At 60.5% G+C, this 18,836-nt stretch carries 18 protein-coding genes; 10 read left to right on the top strand and 8 right to left on the bottom strand.

Translation table 11 applies throughout. From position 1 onward, the window contains the following. Positions 1–151 precede the first annotated feature (151 nt). Both AC1DIH_RS09795 and rsd read left to right on the top strand, forming a co-directional pair. The gene (locus AC1DIH_RS09795; protein ID WP_477771531.1) at positions 152–703 is read left to right on the top strand and encodes a disulfide bond formation protein B; all 552 of its coding nucleotides are present in this window, start codon (positions 152–154) and stop codon (positions 701–703) included. A 174-nt stretch (positions 704–877) separates the two neighbouring features. Then, complete coding sequence (gene rsd, locus AC1DIH_RS09790; protein ID WP_477771530.1) at positions 878–1,336, top strand: sigma D regulator; 459 nt, start codon at positions 878–880, stop codon at positions 1,334–1,336. A 69-nt stretch (positions 1,337–1,405) separates the two neighbouring features. Here rsd and AC1DIH_RS09785 read toward each other — a convergent pair whose 3' ends face one another. Further along, on the bottom strand, positions 1,406–2,071 hold the full coding sequence (locus tag AC1DIH_RS09785; protein ID WP_477767564.1) for an FKBP-type peptidyl-prolyl cis-trans isomerase: 666 nt from the start codon (positions 2,069–2,071) through the stop codon (positions 1,406–1,408). 192 nt (positions 2,072–2,263) lie between these two features. On the opposite strand from AC1DIH_RS09785, the gene AC1DIH_RS09780 reads away from it, so the two are divergent. After that, on the top strand, positions 2,264–3,373 hold the full coding sequence (locus AC1DIH_RS09780) for an AlgP family protein (RefSeq protein WP_477771529.1): 1,110 nt from the start codon (positions 2,264–2,266) through the stop codon (positions 3,371–3,373). Here AC1DIH_RS09780 and AC1DIH_RS09775 read toward each other — a convergent pair. Then, on the bottom strand, positions 3,370–3,834 hold the full coding sequence (locus AC1DIH_RS09775; protein ID WP_477771528.1) for a TIGR02444 family protein: 465 nt from the start codon (positions 3,832–3,834) through the stop codon (positions 3,370–3,372). The two genes, AC1DIH_RS09780 and AC1DIH_RS09775, sit on opposite strands and share 4 nt — an antisense overlap. Before the next feature lie 50 nt (positions 3,835–3,884). On the opposite strand from AC1DIH_RS09775, the gene AC1DIH_RS09770 reads away from it, so the two are divergent. Both AC1DIH_RS09770 and AC1DIH_RS09765 read left to right on the top strand, forming a co-directional pair. Next, positions 3,885–5,795 (top strand): ATP-binding cassette domain-containing protein, encoded by a 1,911-nt coding sequence (locus tag AC1DIH_RS09770; protein WP_477771527.1) that lies wholly within the window; start codon positions 3,885–3,887, stop codon positions 5,793–5,795. Positions 5,796–5,983: 188 nt separating this feature from the next. Then, entirely contained in the window at positions 5,984–6,616 is a 633-nt protein-coding gene (locus AC1DIH_RS09765) for a LysE family transporter (protein WP_477771526.1), read from the top strand. A 63-nt stretch (positions 6,617–6,679) separates the two neighbouring features. Here AC1DIH_RS09765 and AC1DIH_RS09760 read toward each other — a convergent pair whose 3' ends face one another. The 4 genes from AC1DIH_RS09760 to AC1DIH_RS09745 are packed head-to-tail and all read right to left on the bottom strand — an operon-like array spanning position 6,680 to position 9,831. After that, positions 6,680–7,423 (bottom strand): penicillin-binding protein activator LpoB, encoded by a 744-nt coding sequence (locus AC1DIH_RS09760; protein WP_477771525.1) that lies wholly within the window; start codon positions 7,421–7,423, stop codon positions 6,680–6,682. A gap of 3 nt (positions 7,424–7,426) precedes the next feature. After that, positions 7,427–8,014: a penicillin-binding protein activator LpoB gene (gene lpoB / locus AC1DIH_RS09755; protein ID WP_054594596.1), complete on the bottom strand. Its 588-nt coding sequence runs from the start codon at positions 8,012–8,014 to the stop codon at positions 7,427–7,429. A gap of 34 nt (positions 8,015–8,048) precedes the next feature. Then, complete coding sequence (locus AC1DIH_RS09750) at positions 8,049–8,420, bottom strand: YcfL family putative periplasmic lipoprotein (RefSeq protein WP_054594595.1); 372 nt, start codon at positions 8,418–8,420, stop codon at positions 8,049–8,051. A gap of 13 nt (positions 8,421–8,433) precedes the next feature. Further along, positions 8,434–9,831, bottom strand: coding sequence for a COG3014 family protein (locus AC1DIH_RS09745; protein WP_477771524.1), 1,398 nt, complete (start codon positions 9,829–9,831; stop codon positions 8,434–8,436). Between the two features lie 309 nt (positions 9,832–10,140). Between AC1DIH_RS09745 and AC1DIH_RS09740 the strand changes: the two genes are divergently transcribed. After that, positions 10,141–12,039 (top strand): FTR1 family protein, encoded by a 1,899-nt coding sequence (locus tag AC1DIH_RS09740; protein WP_477771523.1) that lies wholly within the window; start codon positions 10,141–10,143, stop codon positions 12,037–12,039. A gap of 91 nt (positions 12,040–12,130) precedes the next feature. Further along, positions 12,131–12,586, top strand: coding sequence for a YaiI/YqxD family protein (locus AC1DIH_RS09735; protein WP_477771522.1), 456 nt, complete (start codon positions 12,131–12,133; stop codon positions 12,584–12,586). A gap of 116 nt (positions 12,587–12,702) precedes the next feature. Here the strand turns inward: AC1DIH_RS09735 and elbB are convergent, their stop codons facing one another. After that, entirely contained in the window at positions 12,703–13,371 is a 669-nt protein-coding gene (gene elbB, locus AC1DIH_RS09730) for an isoprenoid biosynthesis glyoxalase ElbB (RefSeq protein WP_477771521.1), read from the bottom strand. A 115-nt stretch (positions 13,372–13,486) separates the two neighbouring features. On the opposite strand from elbB, the gene AC1DIH_RS09725 reads away from it, so the two are divergent. Next, positions 13,487–14,722, top strand: coding sequence for a sterol desaturase family protein (locus AC1DIH_RS09725; RefSeq protein ID WP_477771520.1), 1,236 nt, complete (start codon positions 13,487–13,489; stop codon positions 14,720–14,722). Here AC1DIH_RS09725 and AC1DIH_RS09720 read toward each other — a convergent pair. Beyond that, positions 14,703–15,335, bottom strand: coding sequence for a DedA family protein (locus AC1DIH_RS09720; RefSeq protein WP_054594590.1), 633 nt, complete (start codon positions 15,333–15,335; stop codon positions 14,703–14,705). The genes AC1DIH_RS09725 and AC1DIH_RS09720 overlap by 20 nt on opposite strands. Before the next feature lie 207 nt (positions 15,336–15,542). Here AC1DIH_RS09720 and hemB point away from each other — a divergent pair, with 207 nt between their 5' ends. Both hemB and ppk1 read left to right on the top strand, forming a co-directional pair. Next, positions 15,543–16,556 (top strand): porphobilinogen synthase, encoded by a 1,014-nt coding sequence (hemB, locus tag AC1DIH_RS09715; RefSeq protein WP_477767553.1) that lies wholly within the window; start codon positions 15,543–15,545, stop codon positions 16,554–16,556. A gap of 18 nt (positions 16,557–16,574) precedes the next feature. Then, complete coding sequence (gene ppk1, locus AC1DIH_RS09710) at positions 16,575–18,797, top strand: polyphosphate kinase 1 (RefSeq protein ID WP_477771519.1); 2,223 nt, start codon at positions 16,575–16,577, stop codon at positions 18,795–18,797. Positions 18,798–18,836 lie beyond the last annotated feature (39 nt).

Here is an 18,836-nt window from a genome sequence, read left to right as displayed (position 1 = left end):
AGGCAGCGTCTTACAAGGGACTACATTTGGTCCTGTCTCTTCTGTCGGGAATTCCCTACATCTTTGGTGAAGTCTCCGCACTGCCTTGCCTTGAAAGGCCAGAGGGCTTTCCTCTACCGTAACTGCCTGTCTCTTCTGTTACGGATAAGCCATGTCTTTGGCCTGCACACGTTCCTTGTTTTTCATGGCTTTCATAGCGGGCGCCCTGGCCTTGGGCGCTTCGTACTATCTGGAATTCTCTATCGGGCTCAAACCGTGCGGACTGTGCCTGTTACAGCGGCTTTTTCTGGCCCTGTTCACGATGGCCTGCCTGATTGCCGCGCTGCACGGGCCCAAGCGTCTGGGCTGTTTACTTTATTGGCTGCTCGGTCTGTTCTGCAGCCTGGCGGGAATGGTGACAGCGTGGCGCCAGGTGGTATTGCAAAGCGATTCGGTTCAACACGTGTCGGGATGTTCTCCCGGTCTGGAAGGCCTGTTCACCAACATGCCCTGGCAGTGTGTTGTTGAGCGGGTATTCAGCGGAGCGGCTGACTGCGCGGAAATTTCCTGGACGCTGTTCGACCTGAGTATTCCCGAATGGAGTCTGTTGTTTTTTGTCGGAGTGACGATTCTCGGGGCTTATCAGATGGTGCGGCTGGTCTGGTATGCATATCAGCGACCACCCAGCGACGGGTCGTCGCACCGGGGCAGGGTGGGTGATTAAACACTTGTATGAACTTTATCTCCTGCGTACCTTGAAGCTGTTGGCGTGCGGGCATAATCTGGCCCGCACGTATCATTGGAATTGTTGCTCGATGGTGCTCTGCCTGGCCAAACCTTGATTTCAAGTCTTGCGGCGAGTGCGGGCGGCATTACCCATAAGGGAAGAGAGATCACCATGCTCGAAAGTTGTCAGAATGCTCAGGAACGCTGGGGTGGAGTGCATCTGCTGATCGATCGTTGGTTGCAGGAGCGTCACGAACTGGTTCGGGCCTATGATGCTCTCGGCGCCAAGCCCGAGACTCTGGGCGAAAACCGCAAGCCGTTGCAGGAGTTCTGTGGTGTCCTGGTCGATTACGTCTCTGCCGGTCACTTCGAAATCTACGAACAACTGACGGGCGAAGCCAAGGCGTTCGGTGATACACGCGGGCTTGAATTGGCTGAAACCATTTACCCGCGCATCGACGTGATCACCGAGAAGCTGCTGGCGTTCAACGATCTCTGCGATGAAGGCAAGTGCGTTGCCGAGAAATTCCAGGAGCTTGGTGGTCTGTTGCACGAGCGCTTCGAACTGGAAGATTGCCTGATCGAAGTGCTGCACACGGCCCACAAGGCAGAAGCTCCAGAGCAAGCCTGAGTTTCTCCTCGATATAAACGATCTCTGAAACGGTGCGCACTGCGCACCGTTTTTCGTTTGGGCGCCTGCTCAGCCCGTCGCGCCAAGCAGTTCTATTTCAAATACCAGAGGCGTGAACGGTGCAATCAGGTCCCCCGCGCCATCGGCACCGTAGGCTTGCGCGGATGGAATCACCAAGCGCCATTTCGCACCCACCGGCATCTGTTGCAATGCACTGCGCCAGCCACTGATCACGCTGTCGAGGCTGAACCATTGTGCCTGGCTGTTCTGATCGAACACCGTGCCGTCGGGCAGCTTGCCAATGTAGCGAACCTGCACCTTGCCATTGGGCCCGGCCTTGGCGCCGTTGCCCGCGACCAGTTCGGTCAGCAGGATGCCATCCGCCAGTTCGCGAACTCCGGGTTTTGCTTTCTCGGCCGTGAGGAAACGTTGCTCCTTGTCCAAGGCAACTTCGCTTTGCGGTACGGCAGGCTGCTCGGCCATTTGCGCTTCGTGCTCGGCGAGTATTTGCTCGATTTGCTGATCTTTCAGCGCCAGTGGCTTGCCTTGATAGGCTTGTTGCAATCCCTCCACCAGTGCCTGGATTTGCAGATCGGGAGCCTCCAGGCGCAGCCGTTCACCCAGACTGGCACCGAGGCTGTAGGCGAGATCATGGGCGTCGGTTTCGGTGGTTTTTTCTGCGGCTTGAGCCATTGAAAAAAACACGCACAAGGGTAAAAAAAGGTAACGCGACATGGGCACTCTCCAGCCTGAGATGGGGGGGATTATGCCAGTGAGAATGCCGTGACCGGTGAACTGCTTTTAAGTGTGCGCAGAACATTTTCAAATCGCTGCAACGCCCGGCACTCGATACTGTCAACATGCCCTAGCGGCGGTAGCAGCAGAGGTCTAGTATGAGCCGCACTCACGTCAGCCAGGAGGTAAACCATGTCGGCCAATAAGAAGCCTGTAAATACTCCGTTGCACTTACTCCATCAGCTCTCGGGCAGCTTGCTCGAGCATTTGGAAAACGCTTGTTCCCAAGCCTTGGCTGATGCTGAAAAACTGCTCGCCAAACTGGAAAAGCAGCGCGGAAAAGCACAGGAAAAATTGCACAAATCTCGCACCAAATTGCAGGACGCTGCGGCGGCCGGCAAAGCCAAGGCACAAGCCAAGGCCAAAGATGCGGTTCAAGAACTTGAAGACCTGCTGGACGCGCTCAAGGAGCGTCAGTCCGAGACTCGCAGCTACATTCTGCAACTCAAGCGCGATGCCCAGGAAAGCCTGAAACTGGCCCAGGGTATTGGTCGCGTGAAAGAGGCCGTCGGCAAAACGCTGACCCTGCGTTCGGCCAAGCCAGCCGCCGCTGCTGGCGCCGCGAAAAAACCGGCTGCCAAACCGGCAGCTGCAAAAGCACCGGCCAAGGCTCCAGCGAAAGCCGCCGCCAAACCTGCCGCGAAAAAACCAGTCGCTGCCAGTGCTGCCAAACCGGCTGCCAAGCCGACCGCTGCCAAACCAGCTGCCGCTAAACCAGCAGCCAAACCAGCTGCTAAAACTGCCGCCGCCAAACCTGCAGTAGCGAAAACTGCCGCCGCGAAGCCAGCTGCAAAAACTGCTGCTGCGAAACCGGCTGCCAAACCAGCTGCAAAAACCGCTGCGGTGAAACCGGCTGCCAAGCCAGCTGCTAAACCGGTTGCTGCAAAACCTGCCGCCAAGCCAGCGGCCAAACCCGCAGCTGCCAAAGCGCCGGCCAAGCCCGCAGCTAAACCCGCCGTTGCTGCCAAGCCAGCAACGTCCAGCGCTGCCAAACCGGCTGCTGCCAAGCCTGCAACATCTGCTGCCAAACCAGCAGCCAAGCCGGCGGTGAAAAAGCCAGTCGTGGCCAAACCTGCTGCCGCTAAACCAGCCGCCGCCAAGCCGGCAACCGCCCCCGTGGCTGCCAAGCCTGCGACGCCTGCACCGGCGGCTTCACCTGCTCCATCCGCGAGCACGCCAGCCGTTTCGCCTGCACCGGCAGCGGCTGCAAGCACTACCAACACCCCGACCAGCGCTTCCTAAGAGCCGGTCACCGCGACGCGCAGCTGATTCAGCGCGTCGCGGTTCAGGTTGGCGGCGCTCGCCGCCAATCCTTCCAGCCACACGGCCAGGTCTTTGGCTTGGCCCTGCGGCCATGCTTGCGCCGCATTTTCCAGACGTGACAACAGTTGCCGTTCGGCTTCCAGCTCCAGCGCTTTGACTTGCGTGCGTAACGTGTTCAGTTCCTCGTCGTCGAGGGCAGCGGCTTTCCATTGCGTACGCAGTTGTCGAAGCGGTTGCACGACTTCCGTATGCCACGGTCCGGCCAGGTGCTGGAGCTGTTGCAGGCGTTGCGCGTTGCATCTCACACCGCGCTGTCCGAGCCAGGCGGCGCACAACAACAGGCAAACATCGGCGCCGGCTGCTTGCAGCTTCAGGCAGGCGTCCTCAACACCCGGTCGGGTGTAGAGGGTCAGGGAAAAGCTCCACAGGTCAGAGGACATAGTGCTACTCGCGCCAGTTGCGAGCGAAGCTGGTAGACTCCGCCGCCATTATGATTCGACTTCAGAACCTGACTTTACAACGTGGCCCGCAACGTCTGCTAGAAGACGCCGAGCTGACCCTGCACGCCGGTCACAAAGCCGGCCTGATCGGTGCCAACGGCGCCGGCAAATCCAGCCTGTTTGCCTTGTTGCGGGGTGAACTTCACCCGGACTCGGGCGACTGCTTCCTGCCGGCCGATTGGCGTATCGCCCACATGCGTCAGGAGGTCGACACGCTCGAGCGCCTGGCGGTCGACTACGTGCTCGATGGCGACTTGCGCCTGCGTGAGGTGCAACGTGACCTCGCCGCCGCCGAAGCCGCCCATGACGGCGCCGCACAGGCGCGTCTGCACGCCGAACTCGACAGCGCCGACGGGTACACCGCTGACGCCCGGGCGCGCAAGTTGCTCGCGGGCCTGGGGTTCACCAACGAGCAGATGGATCGTCAGGTCGGAGACTTCTCCGGTGGCTGGCGGATGCGTCTGAACCTGGCGCAGGCGCTGATGTGCCCGTCGGACCTGTTGCTGCTCGACGAACCGACCAACCACTTGGACCTCGACGCCATTATCTGGCTGGAAGAGTGGCTCAAGAGCTACCCCGGCACCTTGCTGCTGATTTCCCACGACCGCGATTTCCTCGACGCCGTGGTCGATCACGTGGCTCACGTCGACCAGCGCAAGATTACCCTCTATCGCGGTGGCTACTCGGCGTTTGAGCGTGCCCGTGCCGAACGTCTGGCCCAGCAACAACAGGCCTACGAGAAGCAACAGGCGCAACGCGCGCACATGGAAAGCTACATCGCCCGCTTCAAGGCCCAGGCCACCAAGGCCCGTCAGGCCCAGAGCCGGATCAAGGCGCTGGAGCGGATGGAAGAGTTGTCCGCCGCCCACGTCGATTCGCCGTTCGACTTCGTCTTCCGCGAGTCGGTGAAGATCTCCAGCCCGTTGATCGACCTCTCCGACGCCCGTCTGGGTTATGGCGAGCGAGCCGTGCTGGAGAAGGTCAAGCTGCAACTGACTCCTGGCGCACGGATCGGTTTGCTCGGCCCCAACGGTGCCGGTAAATCGACGCTGATCAAAAACCTTGCCGGTGAACTCGAGCCGTTGTCCGGCCGGTTGACCCGTGGTGAAAACACCGTGGTCGGCTACTTTGCCCAGCACCAATTGGATTCGCTGGATTCCAAAGCCAGCCCGCTGCTGCACTTGCAGCGTCTGGCGCCGACCGAGCGCGAGCAGACCCTGCGCGATTTCCTCGGCGGTTTCGACTTCCGCGGTGCACGGATCGACGAGCCGGTGCTGAATTTCTCCGGTGGTGAAAAGGCCCGTCTGGCACTGGCGTTGATTGCCTGGGGCCGGCCGAACCTGTTGCTGCTCGACGAACCGACCAACCACCTGGACCTGGAAATGCGCCTGGCGCTGACCATGGCCCTGCAGGAATTCAGTGGCGCAGTGCTGGTGGTCTCCCACGATCGTCATCTGCTTAAAAGCACCACCGATAACTTCTTCCTGGTGGCCGATGGCAAAGTCGAAGAATTCGACGGCGATCTGGAAGACTACGCCCGTTGGCTGGTCGATTATCGCCAGCGCAATGCGCCGGTGAATAACTCGCCGGTCAATCCGGACAAGACCGACAAGAAAGCCCAGCGTCAGGCTGCTGCTGCGTTGCGTCAGCAACTGGCGCCGCACAAGCGCGAGGCCGACAAGCTCGAAGCCGAGTTGGGCAAGTTGCACGAGAGGCTGGCGAAGATCGAAACCAGCCTCGGCGACAGCGCCGTCTACGAAGCTGCCCGCAAGGACGAATTGCGTGATCTGCTGGCCGAACAGGCCAAGCTGAAGGTTCGCGAAGCCGAGCTTGAAGAAACCTGGATGGAAGCCCTGGAACTGCTCGAAAGCATGCAGGCGGAGCTGGAAGCGCTGTCCTGATTAGCGGCCTGCCAGCGTTCGGTTATGACGCTGGCGCGGCGGCCAAGAGTTGTCGGGCGGCTTCGAAAGAAGGCCGGGCTGCCGCCAACGCTGGTCGGCAGTGCCGTTTTTCTGCAAAAAATCGGTAGTCATTCACAGGCCAGCGCATTAGCTTAGACGTCTATAACGAGTCTGAGACGAGGTGTGCGATGGTGCTTGAGACATGGCTGGCGTTTTTTGCCGCCTGTTGGGTGATCAGTCTTTCCCCGGGCGCCGGTGCAATTGCGTCGATGTCCTGCGGTTTGCAATACGGTTTCTGGCGCGGCTACTGGAACGCCATTGGCCTGCAACTGGGACTGGCGATGCAGATTGCGATTGTCGCCGCCGGTGTGGGCGCAATCCTCGCCACGTCGGCCACGGCCTTCTACGCGATCAAATGGTTTGGCGTGGCGTATCTGGTGTATCTGGCGGTCAAGCAATGGCGCGCACTGCCCAGCAACATGAGCGATGACGCGGCCATTCGGCCGATCGGCAAACCGCTGGCGCTGGTCTTTCGCGGGTTCCTGGTGAATGTCAGCAACCCCAAGGCACTGGTGTTCATGCTGGCGGTGCTGCCGCAGTTCATCGACCCGCACGCGCCGCTGGTGGCGCAGTACCTGATCCTTGGCGTAACGATGATCTGCGTCGACCTGATCGTGATGGCCGGCTACACCGGCCTCGCCTCCAAGGTGCTGCGACTGCTGCGCACACCCAAGCAACAACGACGGATGAACCGCACGTTTGCCGGACTGTTCATCGGCGCAGCCGGGCTGCTGGCGACCATTCGCAGAGCCGCGGTCTAAAACCCGCAAGGCACAAAAAAGGCGACCTCTTGTGGTCGCCTTTTTCGTTTTCGCGCGGGTGACTCAGCGCAGAATGACCGGCGCCGTATCCTGCGGCAGGTTATTGCGTAGCGGTGCTTGCCCCAGCTGTTGCTGAACGCCGCGACCGAGTTGCTCGGCCAACTGACGGGCCACGTCCTCACCCAGCGACTTGGACACATCACGTACCACCCGTGGGCGGTTCAGCGACACTTTGACGTCGTTGCCGTTGACCAGCTTGGTGTCCTGGCCTTCACCCATGGCGGTGAACGCCGAGGTGATTTCAAACGTCCGGGTGTTGATCAGGCTGAAGTCCGCCACCAGGTTCAGGCCGAGAATCGCCGAGTAGCTGTCGGTGTTGGCCAGCGAGGTGATGTCGCGGGTGAAGTCGATATCCGACAGGGTGCCGAACAGCACATAGTCGGCGCCCTTGTAGTTACCGGCCTTGATCCGCTTGATCACATCAAAGACGTCTTCCTTGGAGTTGGCCGTGTGCGGCGCGCCTTGCACCAGCTGGAACATCCCGGACTTGAGGATCTCGCCCTTGATGTCGCCGGTGAACTTGCGAAGCTCGCCTTGCTCGATGTAGCTGCTGCTGGCCTCGATCTCGTTATAGCTCGACGAGCCGCTGGCGTGGTACATGCCCACCTGCATGTTGCTCTGAGCGGAGACGGTATGGATGTACTGCTCCACCCGCTCCTGGTAGGCGAGGTCGGTGACCGCGATTTTCGGGGCCGCCTGCGCGCCAAACGCACAGGCCAGGGCCATGATGCCAATCCATGCACGCATTGCTTAACGCTCCGTGGTTTTGCGGATCTCTTTCTCGTCCATCCACTCGGCCAGGCCGCTTTCAACGTCGATCAGTTGCAGGCTGAACTTGTAGAAAACGTCCTTGTAGTCGCTGCTGCGCTTGACGATCGAGCTGATCGAACCTTCAAGGCGGTATTTGGCGGCGATCATGTTGCCGGTCTTGGCCACGGTGCCTTTCTTGTACAGGCCGCTCTGGTTTTGCAGCTTGAGCTGGTCGACCTGGCTCTGCATCGCGGTGTTGTCGCTGGCAAAGCGGGCAGTGCCGGACTTCATCAGCTGAGTCTTGATGCTGGTGGTGATTTCGCGGGTATCGATGTATTCGCTGGTCTTGTTCTTCACGTCGTAGACCTGCACGACCGGACGGCCCTGCAAGATGCCGGACTGGGCCAGGGAACGGGTCATGGACTCGGCGATCATCTGCAAGTCAGTGGAACCGAACTCGTTGGTCACCAGCTCAACAGCCTTGCTGTCGCCGTAACCGATGTTTTTCCCGCCCAGGACAGGCGAGTTGTTGGCGCAACCGCTGGCCAGAAGGGCGACTACGGCGAGGAACGAAAAGCGTGCAAACATGGGAATGTCTCTCTGTCACGAAATAGGGAAAGGCTTAAGGGGTTTTGACTTCAAGGCGGAAGTCAGTGGCCTTGGGCACAGGCGCAATGGCTGGCAGGAACGTGGCCTGCGCGGCATACAGGTTCAGGGTTTTCCAGCTTTCCTCATCGGCCACCGGGAAGCCGTCGTCGCCCAGCCAGACGAAGCGGTAGTACATCGTCATGTTGGTGTGGCTGGTGTTGTTCAGCGCAACCTTGACGGTCAGGAAACCGTTTTCACGGGCGACCCGCATCGCGCCAATGGCGATGTTGTTGAACTTGTTCATCACCACGACTTTGCTCGCGGCACTGCCAGGCGCAGGTGGCGGCGGGGTGGCGCAACCGGCCAGCAGAGCCAGGGCGGCGACAGCAATCAGTTTGAAACGCATGGAGAAGCTCCGCTTAAGGTTGTTTGACGCTGGCCACGACTTGCGGGGTGGCGCTTGGGATCACGTGGGCGGCGACGCCGCTGGCGAACACCTGATTGCCCACCGTACGCAGGCTGATCACCTGGTAGCGCTGATCGACCTTGACCGTGATTCGCGAACCACCCAGAGCGTTTGGCAGGCTCAGTTGGTGCTCGCCTTTGGCCAGGCGCAGGCGCACCACCTGGGTGTTGTCGGGCAGGGTGCGCCAGGTGCGGGTATCCGCCCCTTCCATCACCGCCGAGGAAATGCCCAGGGCCAGACCGGCCAGTGGATTGGTCTCGTTGATCTTCTTTTGCGCCACGGCGCGAGTCACGGTGCGGACGGTGGTGCGCAGGATGATCCCGGGCATATCGTCACGCAGTGCGCGACGGGACATGGCGGTGGTGCTGTTGAGCAGGGTCAGGTTCTGTTGCTGGCCGTCGACACCGATCTGTGCGTACGTCACGGTCGAGGTGTCAGGCTTGATCACCGGGAATGACAGCGGGGTAATCACCATGTTGTTGCTGATCGACAGTGGCAACGGAATGCGGATCGAGTCACGGCTCGGCGCCAGGCCGCTTTGCACGACGATCAGGATGTCGCTTTCTTCGCTTTTGCCGGCCGGCTTGTCCAGGTTCAGCAGCGCTTGTTCGAGCAACGGCGTGTTGGGGCGCAGTTCGGCGGCTTTGCGGTAGCCCGGCGCGGCCAGGTCTTTTTCGCCCAGGGCTTCGTAGACGAAACCGGCCAGGTAATGGCTGAACGCGCTCTGATAGCTGTTCTTCAGGCCGACCACTTCAGGCGCGTCGAGACTCGCCACCGGGTAACCCTGCAAGTCCTTGTACTGAGTCTTGACGCCTTGCTTCTCGGCCTCGTCCTCGCGCTTGAGGTATTCCTTGTCGCGCAGTTCGGCAATCACCGCTTCACGTTCGTGGGTCTTCTTGATTTCGGTACGGGCACCGTCGAAATCGTTCACGGCCAGCAGGTTCAAGGCCATTTGCGTGGTCAGCATGACTTTTTCGTAGTCATACCCTTCGTAGCGGCGGACCTTGTCATTGACCAGAAAGCTGCCGAACTGGGCCACGTACTTGTCAGTGTCCAGCTTGACCGACTCTTCCCAGGTGCCGACGACCTTGTCCGCACTTCTCCACGCGGACTGGCTGCCGGTCAGGTCGCCCTTGGCACGCAGCAGTTCACCTTTCTCGAAGTAATAGAGCAGGTCCTTGTTCTCGCCTGTGTTGTTCTTTTCCAGCAGGGTCAGTGCGGCATCGACGTTACCGCTGACCAACTGCTGGTTGGTTTGCTGCAGTTCCGTGTCGTAGCTGCGAAAGGCCGAACAACCGGCAAGCAAAGTGACTGCGCTGAGCGCGATCGAGGTGAGGGCGCGGGATGCCATGGGTACTTCTTCCCTGAACTTAAACAGCCGAGCGTGCTGGTCGGGCTGGGTGAACCAATTGACAGGGAAGATGACTTTCCATGCCAATTCCTCATAAAAAGAGGAGCTTAAATGCCCGATCGCAATAACGAGGGCGCGGCATTATAAACGCGGATACTGGCTACGTAATGGCTTTTTAATTTCATTTTTTTCTATGGATGCCACCATCCAGGAGGTGTCCGAATACTCAAACAGTGGACGACAAAGCTTGAGTGGGAAGCATTGAGAGTGAACAATGTGTTACTTCGTATTATCAATTGAGATTCATTCATGACTGCCCCGTCCCGTTTCCTGGCCTGGCTGGTGCTCCCTTTGTTTGCCCTGTGCAGTTTCAATCTGCTGGCCGACACGGTGGAAGGTGCACCACAGGCACTGCACTTACTCGATTACATTGGTGCCGATTATCCGGCGACTGTGGAGGCGGGGCAGGTCATCGATGATGGCGAATACCGTGAACAGCTGGAGTTTCTCGGCGTCTTGCAGGGGTTGATTGCCGCGCTGCCGGCCAAACCCGAGCGCGCCGAGCTCGAGCAGGGCGTGAGCCATCTGCGCAACGCGGTGACCCAGCGTCAGGACGGTGCGGAGGTGGCCCGACAGGCGCGGCAATTGGGCGCGAAACTGGCGGTGGCCTATGAAGTCAGCCAGGCACCGATCATTACCCCGGATCCCACGCGTGGTGCGCCGTTGTACGCGCAGCACTGCTCGGTGTGCCATGGCACCGCTGGCGCCGGTGATGGTCCTGCAGGTGTTGGCCTGACGCCGCCACCGGCCAATCTGCGTGATGCCACGCGGCTCGACCGCCTGAGCCTGTACGCGATCTACAGCACGTTGGGGCAGGGCATCGAAGGTACGGACATGCCGGCCTTCGCCGATCAACTCGATGAGCGCCAGCGCTGGGATCTGGCGACCTACATCGCCGCGTTCAGCGCCGATCCGGCTGCGGCTAAAAGTGAAAAAAACTTCAACCTCGCCGACCTCGCCCGACAGACCCCGGTGGAAGTGCTGGCGGCCGAAGGCCCTCAGGCAGCCGCCAGTTTCCGCGCCCAGCGCGCCCAACCGCCGCAGGTCAAGCGCGGCCCGGCGCAGTTGCTCGATTACACCGCCACGACCCTCGACAAGAGCCTGGCCGCGTACCGTGGCGGCGAACGCGAGCAGGCTTATGACCTCTCGGTAGCGGCGTACCTGGAGGGCTTCGAACTGGTCGAAAGCTCGCTGGACAACGTCAACACCGTGGTGCGCAAAGACACTGAAAAATCCCTGATGGCTTACCGTCAGTCGTTGCAGGACGGGCTGCCGATCGAGCAAGTCGAGCAACGGCTGGCGTTTGCCAAAACCAAGTTGAAGGAGTCCGCGGATCTGCTGGGCAGCGATGGCCTGAGCTGGTCGCTGAGCTATATCTCCGGCCTGCTGATTCTGTTGCGCGAAGGGTTGGAGGCGATTCTGGTGCTGGCCGCCGTGCTGGCGTTCTTGCGCAACACCGGTCAGCAGTCGGTGATTCGCAGCGTTAACATCGGTTGGGGGTTGGCGCTGGTGGCGGGTCTGGCGACCTGGGCGCTGGCGGCGTATGTGATCGATGTCAGCGGTGCCCAGCGCGAGCTGCTGGAAGGCTGCACCGCGCTGTTCGCCAGTGTCATGGTGCTCTGGCTCGGGGTGTGGATGCATGATCGTCGCCACGCGGCGGCCTGGCAGGATTACATCAAGAGCAGCCTGGTCAGCGGCGGCGGGCGTTTCGGCTTTGCGGCGCTGGCGTTTTTCTCGGTCTACCGCGAGCTGTTCGAAGTGGTGCTGTTCTACGAAACCCTGTGGCTGCAAGCCGGTCCGGCCGGGCATAACGCGGTATTGGCGGGTGGCGCCACGGCGCTGGTGCTGTTGATCGGTCTGGCCTGGGTGATCCTGCGCGGTTCGGCGAAACTGCCGCTGGCGCTGTTCTTCGGGATCAACGCCGGTTTGCTCTGCGCGTTGTCGGTGGTGTTCGCCGGGCATGGCGTCAAGGCCTTGCAGGAGGCCGGGATCTTCGGCACTCGTCCGGTGCCATTCTTTGACTTCGACTGGCTGGGGATTCACGCTGACGCTTATTCGCTGGGTGCGCAGGCGGCGGCGATTCTGGCGATTATCGTGCTGTACAGCCGTAGTCGGCTGGCGGAGAAGCAGCGGGTGCAGGCTTCTTAGCCGCATTCGCTGCGCTCACAATCGCGAGCAGGCTCGCTCCCACAGGATTGCGTATAACCTGCTCACGATGCTTTTTGGAAGAGGTAACGCAATGCGTGTCTGGATCGATGCCGACGCCTGCCCTCGGGCAGCCAAGGACCTGGTGGTGAAGTTCGCCCTCAAGCGCCAATTCGAGGTGGTGATGGTCGCCGGGCAGCCGCAGATCAAGCCGGGCCTGGCCCTGGTGAAGCTGATCGTGGTGCCGAGCGGCCCGGATGCGGCCGACGATTACCTGGTGGAGCACGCAGTACCGGGTGAGCTGGTGATTTGCAGCGATGTGCCGCTGGCCGACCGCTTGGTGAAGAAAGGCGTTGCGGCGCTGGATCCGCGGGGCAAGGAGTTCGATGCGCAGAACATGGGCGATCGGCTGGCGGTGCGTAACCTGTTCACCGACCTGCGTGAGCAGGGCCAGATGGGCGGCGGGCCGGCGCCGTTTGGCGATCGCGAGAAGCAGGCGTTCGCCAATGCACTGGACCGGATCATCACCCGGCTATCCCGAAAGTCTTGAGTCTTGCGGTGAGCCCTGTGGGAGCGAGCTTGCTCGCGATAGCGGCCTGACCGCCGATATCAATGTTGAATGTGCTGACCCCATCGCGAGCAAGCTCGCTCCCACATTAGTCAGTGTTACGCATTATTCTCATGCGTCAGCTCTAGAACCCGATCAACCAGCTTGTTGATCCCGGAAGCCGCCTCGCTGATTGATTGCGCCAGCATATAGGCCGGGGTGCTGACCAGTTTGCGGGCCTTGTCTTCAATGAACTCGCCGACGGCGCAATCGACATGGGTCGCGCCCATTCGGGTCACGGCGGCGGCAGTGTCGGTGTCGTTGCCGATGGTGCAGGTCACGCCCGGGCCGTAGATTTTCGCCGCCAACGCCGGCGAGATGCAGATCAGGCCAACCGGTTTGCCGGCTTCGGCAAAGGCTTCGGCCAGCGCCAGGACTTCTGGCTGAATGCTGCAACCAGCGCCTTCGATGGCGAAGTTGGACAGGTTCTTCGCCGAGCCAAAACCACCGGGCACGATCAGCGCATCGAAGTCTTCGGCGTTGGCCTCGCGCAGGTCTTTCACTTGCCCGCGGGCGATGCGCGCCGACTCCACCAGCACATTGCGCGACTCAGGCATTTCTTTGCCCGTCAGGTGGTTGATCACATGCAATTGCGCGATATCCGGGGCGAAACATTGCACCTGTGCACCGCGTTGGTCGAGGCGCAGCAGGGTCAACACGCTTTCATGGATCTCGGCGCCGTCATACACGCCACAGCCGGAAAGTATCACTGCAACTTTTTTGCTCATGGGTTCTTCTCCAGATTCATGGCGTTAAATGTCCACTAATTTGTCACTCGTTGCCATAGGGTTATTTCACGGCTACACCTAGGATCAGTCATCACGTTTGCGATCAGGTCGCGTCATGGACTTCATTCTGTATGCGGTGCCGTTTTTCTTTGTGTTGATTGCCGTCGAGCTGCTGGCGGACCGTTGGCGCGGGGTGAGTCATTATCGCCTGGCCGATGCGATCAACAGCCTCAGCACCGGCGTGCTGTCGACCACCACCGGCTTGCTGACCAAAGGTGTGGGGCTGGTGACATACGCGTTTGCGCTGAAGCATCTGGCGTTGTTCGAGCTGTCGGTCGAGAGCGTTTGGGTCTGGGTGTTCGCCTTTGTCCTTTACGACTTCTGCTACTACTGGCTGCACCGCATGGGGCATGAGCGCAACATCCTCTGGGCGGCGCATTCGGTGCACCACCAAAGCGAGGACTACAACCTCTCCACGGCGTTGCGCCAGACCAGCACCGGGTTCCTGCTGAGCTGGATTTTCTACCTGCCGATGGCGGTGCTCGGCGTGCCGCTAATGGTGTTCGTCAGCGTCGCGGCGCTGAATCTGCTGTACCAATTCTGGGTTCACACCAAACACATTCCCAAGCTCGGCTGGTTCGAATGGTTCTTCGTCACGCCCTCCAACCATCGGGCGCACCATGCGCAGAACGCGCTCTACATGGATCGCAACTACGGTGGGGTGTTCATTGTCTGGGACCGGCTGTTTGGTTCGTTCCAGGAAGAGGACGACAACGAACCGGTGATTTTCGGCGTGACCACACCGTTGGCGAGCTGGAATCCGTTGTGGGCGAATGTGCAGTTCTATGCGCAGTTATGGGCCGATGCAAGTCGCGCCGAACGCTGGTGGGACAAGCTGCGAATCTGGTTCATGCGCACCGGTTGGCGGCCGGCGGATGTGGCGGCGAAGTACCCGATGAACAAGCCGGACCTGAGTCAGTTCCGCAAATTCGAGGTGCCGCTGGACGGACGACAGCAGGTGTATATCGCGCTGCAGTTTTGCCTGTATATCGCGCTGGGCAGCTACCTGATGAATCTGGAGCGAAGCTTGCCGACCGCGGCCCTGGTGTTGGGCTGGGGGGCGGTGGCGCTGGGGTTGTTTGTGCTGGGCGTGGCCCTGGAGAATCGCCCGCAGGCGTTGAAGCTGGAGTTGCTGCGGCTGGCGCTGAACCTGCCGCTGGTGTGGCTGGCGCCGCTGGTCGGGCTATGGCCGGCCAGCGCGGTGGGCTGGATCGGCCTGCTCAGTTACAGCCTGCTCAGCGGTATCGGTCTCTACTGCTGCAAAAACCGCATCACTCGACTGGCGTCGTAGGTTCGCTGCTCTTGGCCTTTTCAGCTTGCAGGAGCTGATCGTCTTCGTAGATCTGCTTGGCAAGGCGAGCATTCTTGAAGCGTCGGCGCAGCCACAGGCAGAAGCCCAGCACCAGCAGGGCGCCGAGTACCCACAGTTCGTACTTCTTGACGCTGCCGAGCATGCCTTCGAGCACCGCGCCAAAGTGGTAAGCGGCAGCCGCCAGGGCACTGGCCCAGATCGCCGCACCAATACCATTGAGTATCAGGTAGCGTCCCGGCGGGTAACCCGACAGGCCGATGGCCACGGGCATCACCGTACGCAGGCCGTAGACGAAGCGAAAGCTCAGCACCCAGATGTCCGGGTGCTTGCGGATATGCTCCAGCGCCCGATCACCCATCAGTTGCCAGCGTGGTTTGCGCGCCAGCAGTTTGCGGCCGTGCTTGCGCCCCAGGAAGTACCACAGCTGATCGCCGGCGTAGCTGCCGAAGAACGCCACGATTACCACCAGGTTGATGTCCATGTATCCGCGGAACGCGAGGAAGCCTGCGAGTACCAGAATGGTTTCGCCTTCGAAGAACGTCCCGAGGAAAAGGGCAAAGTAGCCGAAGTCATGCAGAAATTGTTGGAGCATTGTCTGGGTGCTGGCGAAATGAACGCGCAGCCTAACCCTTCAGGCACATTCAGGAAAGTGTCGAAATGTGTCTCGACGTGAACATTTCCTACAAGGACAATGGTTGCGACTACAGGTCGCAGGGGTGCACATAACTGTAATGTGTTGGTCATAATGACCGCTTATAACTGTCACGCTCGCCCGTCAGCGCGGGCTCAGGAGTCTGCCGTGAGCTTTACCCCCGCCAACCGTTTGTTTCCTGCAACCCGCCTGCGTCGCAATCGTCGTGATGAATTTTCTCGTCGTCTGGTCCGTGAAAACGTCCTGACCACCAATGACCTGATTCTTCCGGTTTTTGTGCTCGACGGCGAAAACCGTCGCGAAGCGGTTGCCTCGATGCCCGGCGTCGAACGTCTGACCATCGACCTGTTGCTTGAAGAAGCGGCCCGGTGGGTCGAGCTGGGCATTCCAGCCGTGGCGCTGTTTCCGGTGACCCCGGCCGAACTCAAATCCCTCGACGCTGCCGAGGCGTGGAACCCGGAGGGTATCGCCCAGCGCGCCACCCGCGCCCTGCGTGCTCGCTTCCCGGAGCTGGGGGTGATTACCGACGTAGCGCTGGACCCGTTCACCACCCACGGTCAGGACGGTATTCTGGATGAAGAAGGTTATGTGCAGAACGACGTCACCGTCGATGCGCTGGTCAAACAGGCCTTGTCCCACGCCGCTGCCGGTGCGCAGGTGGTGGCTCCGTCGGACATGATGGACGGCCGCATCCAGGCAATTCGTGAAGCGCTGGAGCTGGCCGGTCACGTCAACGTGCGGATCATGGCTTACTCGGCCAAGTACGCCAGCGCCTATTACGGTCCGTTCCGCGATGCGGTGGGGTCGGCGCTGAACCTGGGCAAGGCCAACAAGGCGTCCTATCAAATGGACCCGGCCAACGGCAACGAAGCCCTGCACGAAGTGGCGGCAGACTTGTCAGAAGGCGCGGATATGGTCATGGTCAAGCCAGGCATGCCGTACCTGGACATCCTTTACCGGGTCAAAGAAGAATTTAAAGTGCCGACCTTTGTCTATCAGGTCAGCGGTGAATACGCGATGCACATGGCAGCGATCCAGAATGGCTGGTTGAGCGAAGGGGTTATTCTAGAGTCCCTGACCGCTTTTAAACGTGCTGGAGCTGATGGCATCCTGACTTACTTTGCCGTACGTGCCGCTCAATTGTTACGAGAGCAACAATAGCCCTCCCAGGAACATCCGATGAATACCGAAGGACTCACTGAAGTTGCCGTAAAAGAAGCTCAGCCGCTGGTTGAGCCTGTCGTCGAAATCGAGCCTGCGCTGGAGCCTGCCCCGCCCGTGGTGGTGGCCGAAGCTGCACCGGCGGCGCCGGCAGTCGCGATTCCAGGCCTGGATGACAGCAGCCTGTACATCCATCGCGAGCTGTCGCAACTGCAGTTCAACATTCGCGTGCTGGAGCAGGCGCTGGATGAGTCCTATCCGTTGCTGGAACGGCTGAAGTTTCTGCTGATCTTCTCCAGCAACCTGGACGAGTTCTTCGAGATTCGTGTTGCCGGGCTCAAGAAGCAGATCACCTTCGCCCGTGAACAAGCGGGTGCCGACGGCCTGCAACCGCATCAGGCGCTGGCGCGCATCAGCGACCTGGTGCACGGTCACGTCGATCGCCAATACGCGATCCTCAACGACATTCTGCTGCCGGAACTGGAAAAACATCAGGTCCGCTTCATCCGTCGCCGTTACTGGACCACCAAACTCAAGACCTGGGTGCGCCGCTATTTCCGCGACGAGATCGCGCCGATCATCACCCCGATCGGTCTCGACCCGACGCACCCGTTCCCGTTGCTGGTGAACAAGAGCCTGAACTTCATTGTCGAGCTCGAAGGTATCGATGCATTCGGTCGCGATTCCGGCCTGGCGATCATCCCGGCCCCGCGTTTGCTGCCGCGTGTGATCAAGGTGCCGGAAGAAGTCGGTGGCACCGGCGACAACTATGTGTTCCTGTCGTCGATGATCCACGCTCACGCCGACGACCTGTTCCAGGGCATGAAGGTCAAGGGCTGCTACCAGTTCCGCCTGACCCGAAACGCGGACCTGGCGGTCGACACCGAAGACGTCGAAGACCTGGCCCGCGCCCTGCGCGGTGAGCTGTTCTCCCGTCGCTACGGTGACGCGGTGCGTCTGGAAGTCGCGGACACCTGCCCGAAACACCTGTCCGACTACCTGCTCAAGCAGTTCAACCTGAGCGAGACCGAGCTGTATCAGGTCAACGGTCCGGTCAACCTGACGCGGCTGTTCAGCATCACTGGCCTGGACAGTCACCCGGAGCTGCAATACACGCCGTTCACCCCGCAGATCCCGAAACTGCTGCAGAACAGCGAGAACATTTTCAGCGTGATCAGCAAGCAGGACATTCTGCTGCTGCACCCGTTCGAGTCCTTCACTCCGGTGGTCGACTTGCTGCGCCAGGCGGCCAAGGACCCGCACGTGTTGGCGGTCCGTCAGACCCTTTACCGCAGCGGCGCCAACTCGGAAATCGTCGATGCGCTGGTTGATGCGGCGCGTAACGGCAAGGAAGTCACCGCGGTGATCGAATTGCGTGCGCGGTTCGACGAAGAGTCCAACCTGCAACTGGCCAGCCGTCTGCAAGCCGCTGGCGCGGTGGTGATCTACGGCGTGGTGGGCTTCAAGACCCACGCCAAGATGATGCTGATCCTGCGCCGCGAAGCCGGCGAGATTGTCCGCTACGCCCACTTGGGCACCGGCAACTACCACGCTGCCAACGCCCGTCTGTACACCGACTACAGCCTGCTGACGTCCGACGACGCCTTGTGCGAAGACGTCGGCAAACTGTTCAGCCAGTTGATCGGCATGGGTAAAACCCTGCGCATGAAGAAACTGCTGCACGCGCCGTTCACGCTGAAGAAGGGCATGCTCGACATGATTGCCCGGGAGACCCAGTTCGCGCTGGATGGCAAGCCGGCGCACATCATCGCCAAGTTCAACTCGCTGACCGACCCGAAGGTCATCCGCGCGTTGTACAAGGCCAGCCAGTCCGGGGTGCGGATCGATCTGGTGGTGCGCGGCATGTGCTGCCTGCGGCCGGGTATCGCCGGGGTTTCGCACAACATCCAGGTGCGCTCGATCATTGGCCGCTTCCTGGAACACACGCGGGTCTTCTACTTCCTCAACGGCGGTGAAGAGCAGATGTTCCTGTCGAGTGCCGACTGGATGGAGCGCAACCTCGATAAGCGCGTCGAGACGTGCTTCCCGGTGGAAGGCAAGAAGCTGATTACCCGGGTCAAGAAAGAGCTGGAGCTTTACCTCACCGATAACACCCACAGCTGGAGCCTGCAGCCGGACGGCCGTTACATCCGTAACACACCGACTGGCAACCAGAACCCGCGCAGCGCCCAGGCAACCTTGCTGGAGCGTTTGGGTAGCCCGATTCTGACTGTGAATTAACGCAGGAGAGGGACCGGCATGATGCAAAAGGGCGATCCG

The sequence above is a fragment of the Pseudomonas sp. 05N36 genome (genome assembly GCF_056397385.1).
The sequence above is the reverse complement of the archived record's forward strand: the minus strand, read 5'-3'. Positions and strand labels throughout refer to the sequence as shown.

Bases quoted from the DNA above. Each gene is read 5' to 3' on its own strand.
- AC1DIH_RS09795 (WP_477771531.1), top strand. From the start codon at position 152: ATGTCTTTGGCCTGCACACGTTCCTTGTTTTTCATGGCTTTCATAGCG.
- rsd (WP_477771530.1), top strand. From the start codon at position 878: ATGCTCGAAAGTTGTCAGAATGCTCAGGAACGCTGGGGTGGAGTGCAT.
- AC1DIH_RS09785 (WP_477767564.1), bottom strand. From the start codon at position 2,071: ATGTCGCGTTACCTTTTTTTACCCTTGTGCGTGTTTTTTTCAATGGCT.
- AC1DIH_RS09780 (WP_477771529.1), top strand. From the start codon at position 2,264: ATGTCGGCCAATAAGAAGCCTGTAAATACTCCGTTGCACTTACTCCAT.
- AC1DIH_RS09775 (WP_477771528.1), bottom strand. From the start codon at position 3,834: ATGTCCTCTGACCTGTGGAGCTTTTCCCTGACCCTCTACACCCGACCG.
- AC1DIH_RS09770 (WP_477771527.1), top strand. From the start codon at position 3,885: ATGATTCGACTTCAGAACCTGACTTTACAACGTGGCCCGCAACGTCTG.
- AC1DIH_RS09765 (WP_477771526.1), top strand. From the start codon at position 5,984: ATGGTGCTTGAGACATGGCTGGCGTTTTTTGCCGCCTGTTGGGTGATC.
- AC1DIH_RS09760 (WP_477771525.1), bottom strand. From the start codon at position 7,423: ATGCGTGCATGGATTGGCATCATGGCCCTGGCCTGTGCGTTTGGCGCG.
- lpoB (WP_054594596.1), bottom strand. From the start codon at position 8,014: ATGTTTGCACGCTTTTCGTTCCTCGCCGTAGTCGCCCTTCTGGCCAGC.
- AC1DIH_RS09750 (WP_054594595.1), bottom strand. From the start codon at position 8,420: ATGCGTTTCAAACTGATTGCTGTCGCCGCCCTGGCTCTGCTGGCCGGT.
- AC1DIH_RS09745 (WP_477771524.1), bottom strand. From the start codon at position 9,831: ATGGCATCCCGCGCCCTCACCTCGATCGCGCTCAGCGCAGTCACTTTG.
- AC1DIH_RS09740 (WP_477771523.1), top strand. From the start codon at position 10,141: ATGACTGCCCCGTCCCGTTTCCTGGCCTGGCTGGTGCTCCCTTTGTTT.
- AC1DIH_RS09735 (WP_477771522.1), top strand. From the start codon at position 12,131: ATGCGTGTCTGGATCGATGCCGACGCCTGCCCTCGGGCAGCCAAGGAC.
- elbB (WP_477771521.1), bottom strand. From the start codon at position 13,371: ATGAGCAAAAAAGTTGCAGTGATACTTTCCGGCTGTGGCGTGTATGAC.
- AC1DIH_RS09725 (WP_477771520.1), top strand. From the start codon at position 13,487: ATGGACTTCATTCTGTATGCGGTGCCGTTTTTCTTTGTGTTGATTGCC.
- AC1DIH_RS09720 (WP_054594590.1), bottom strand. From the start codon at position 15,335: ATGCTCCAACAATTTCTGCATGACTTCGGCTACTTTGCCCTTTTCCTC.
- ppk1 (WP_477771519.1), top strand. From the start codon at position 16,575: ATGAATACCGAAGGACTCACTGAAGTTGCCGTAAAAGAAGCTCAGCCG.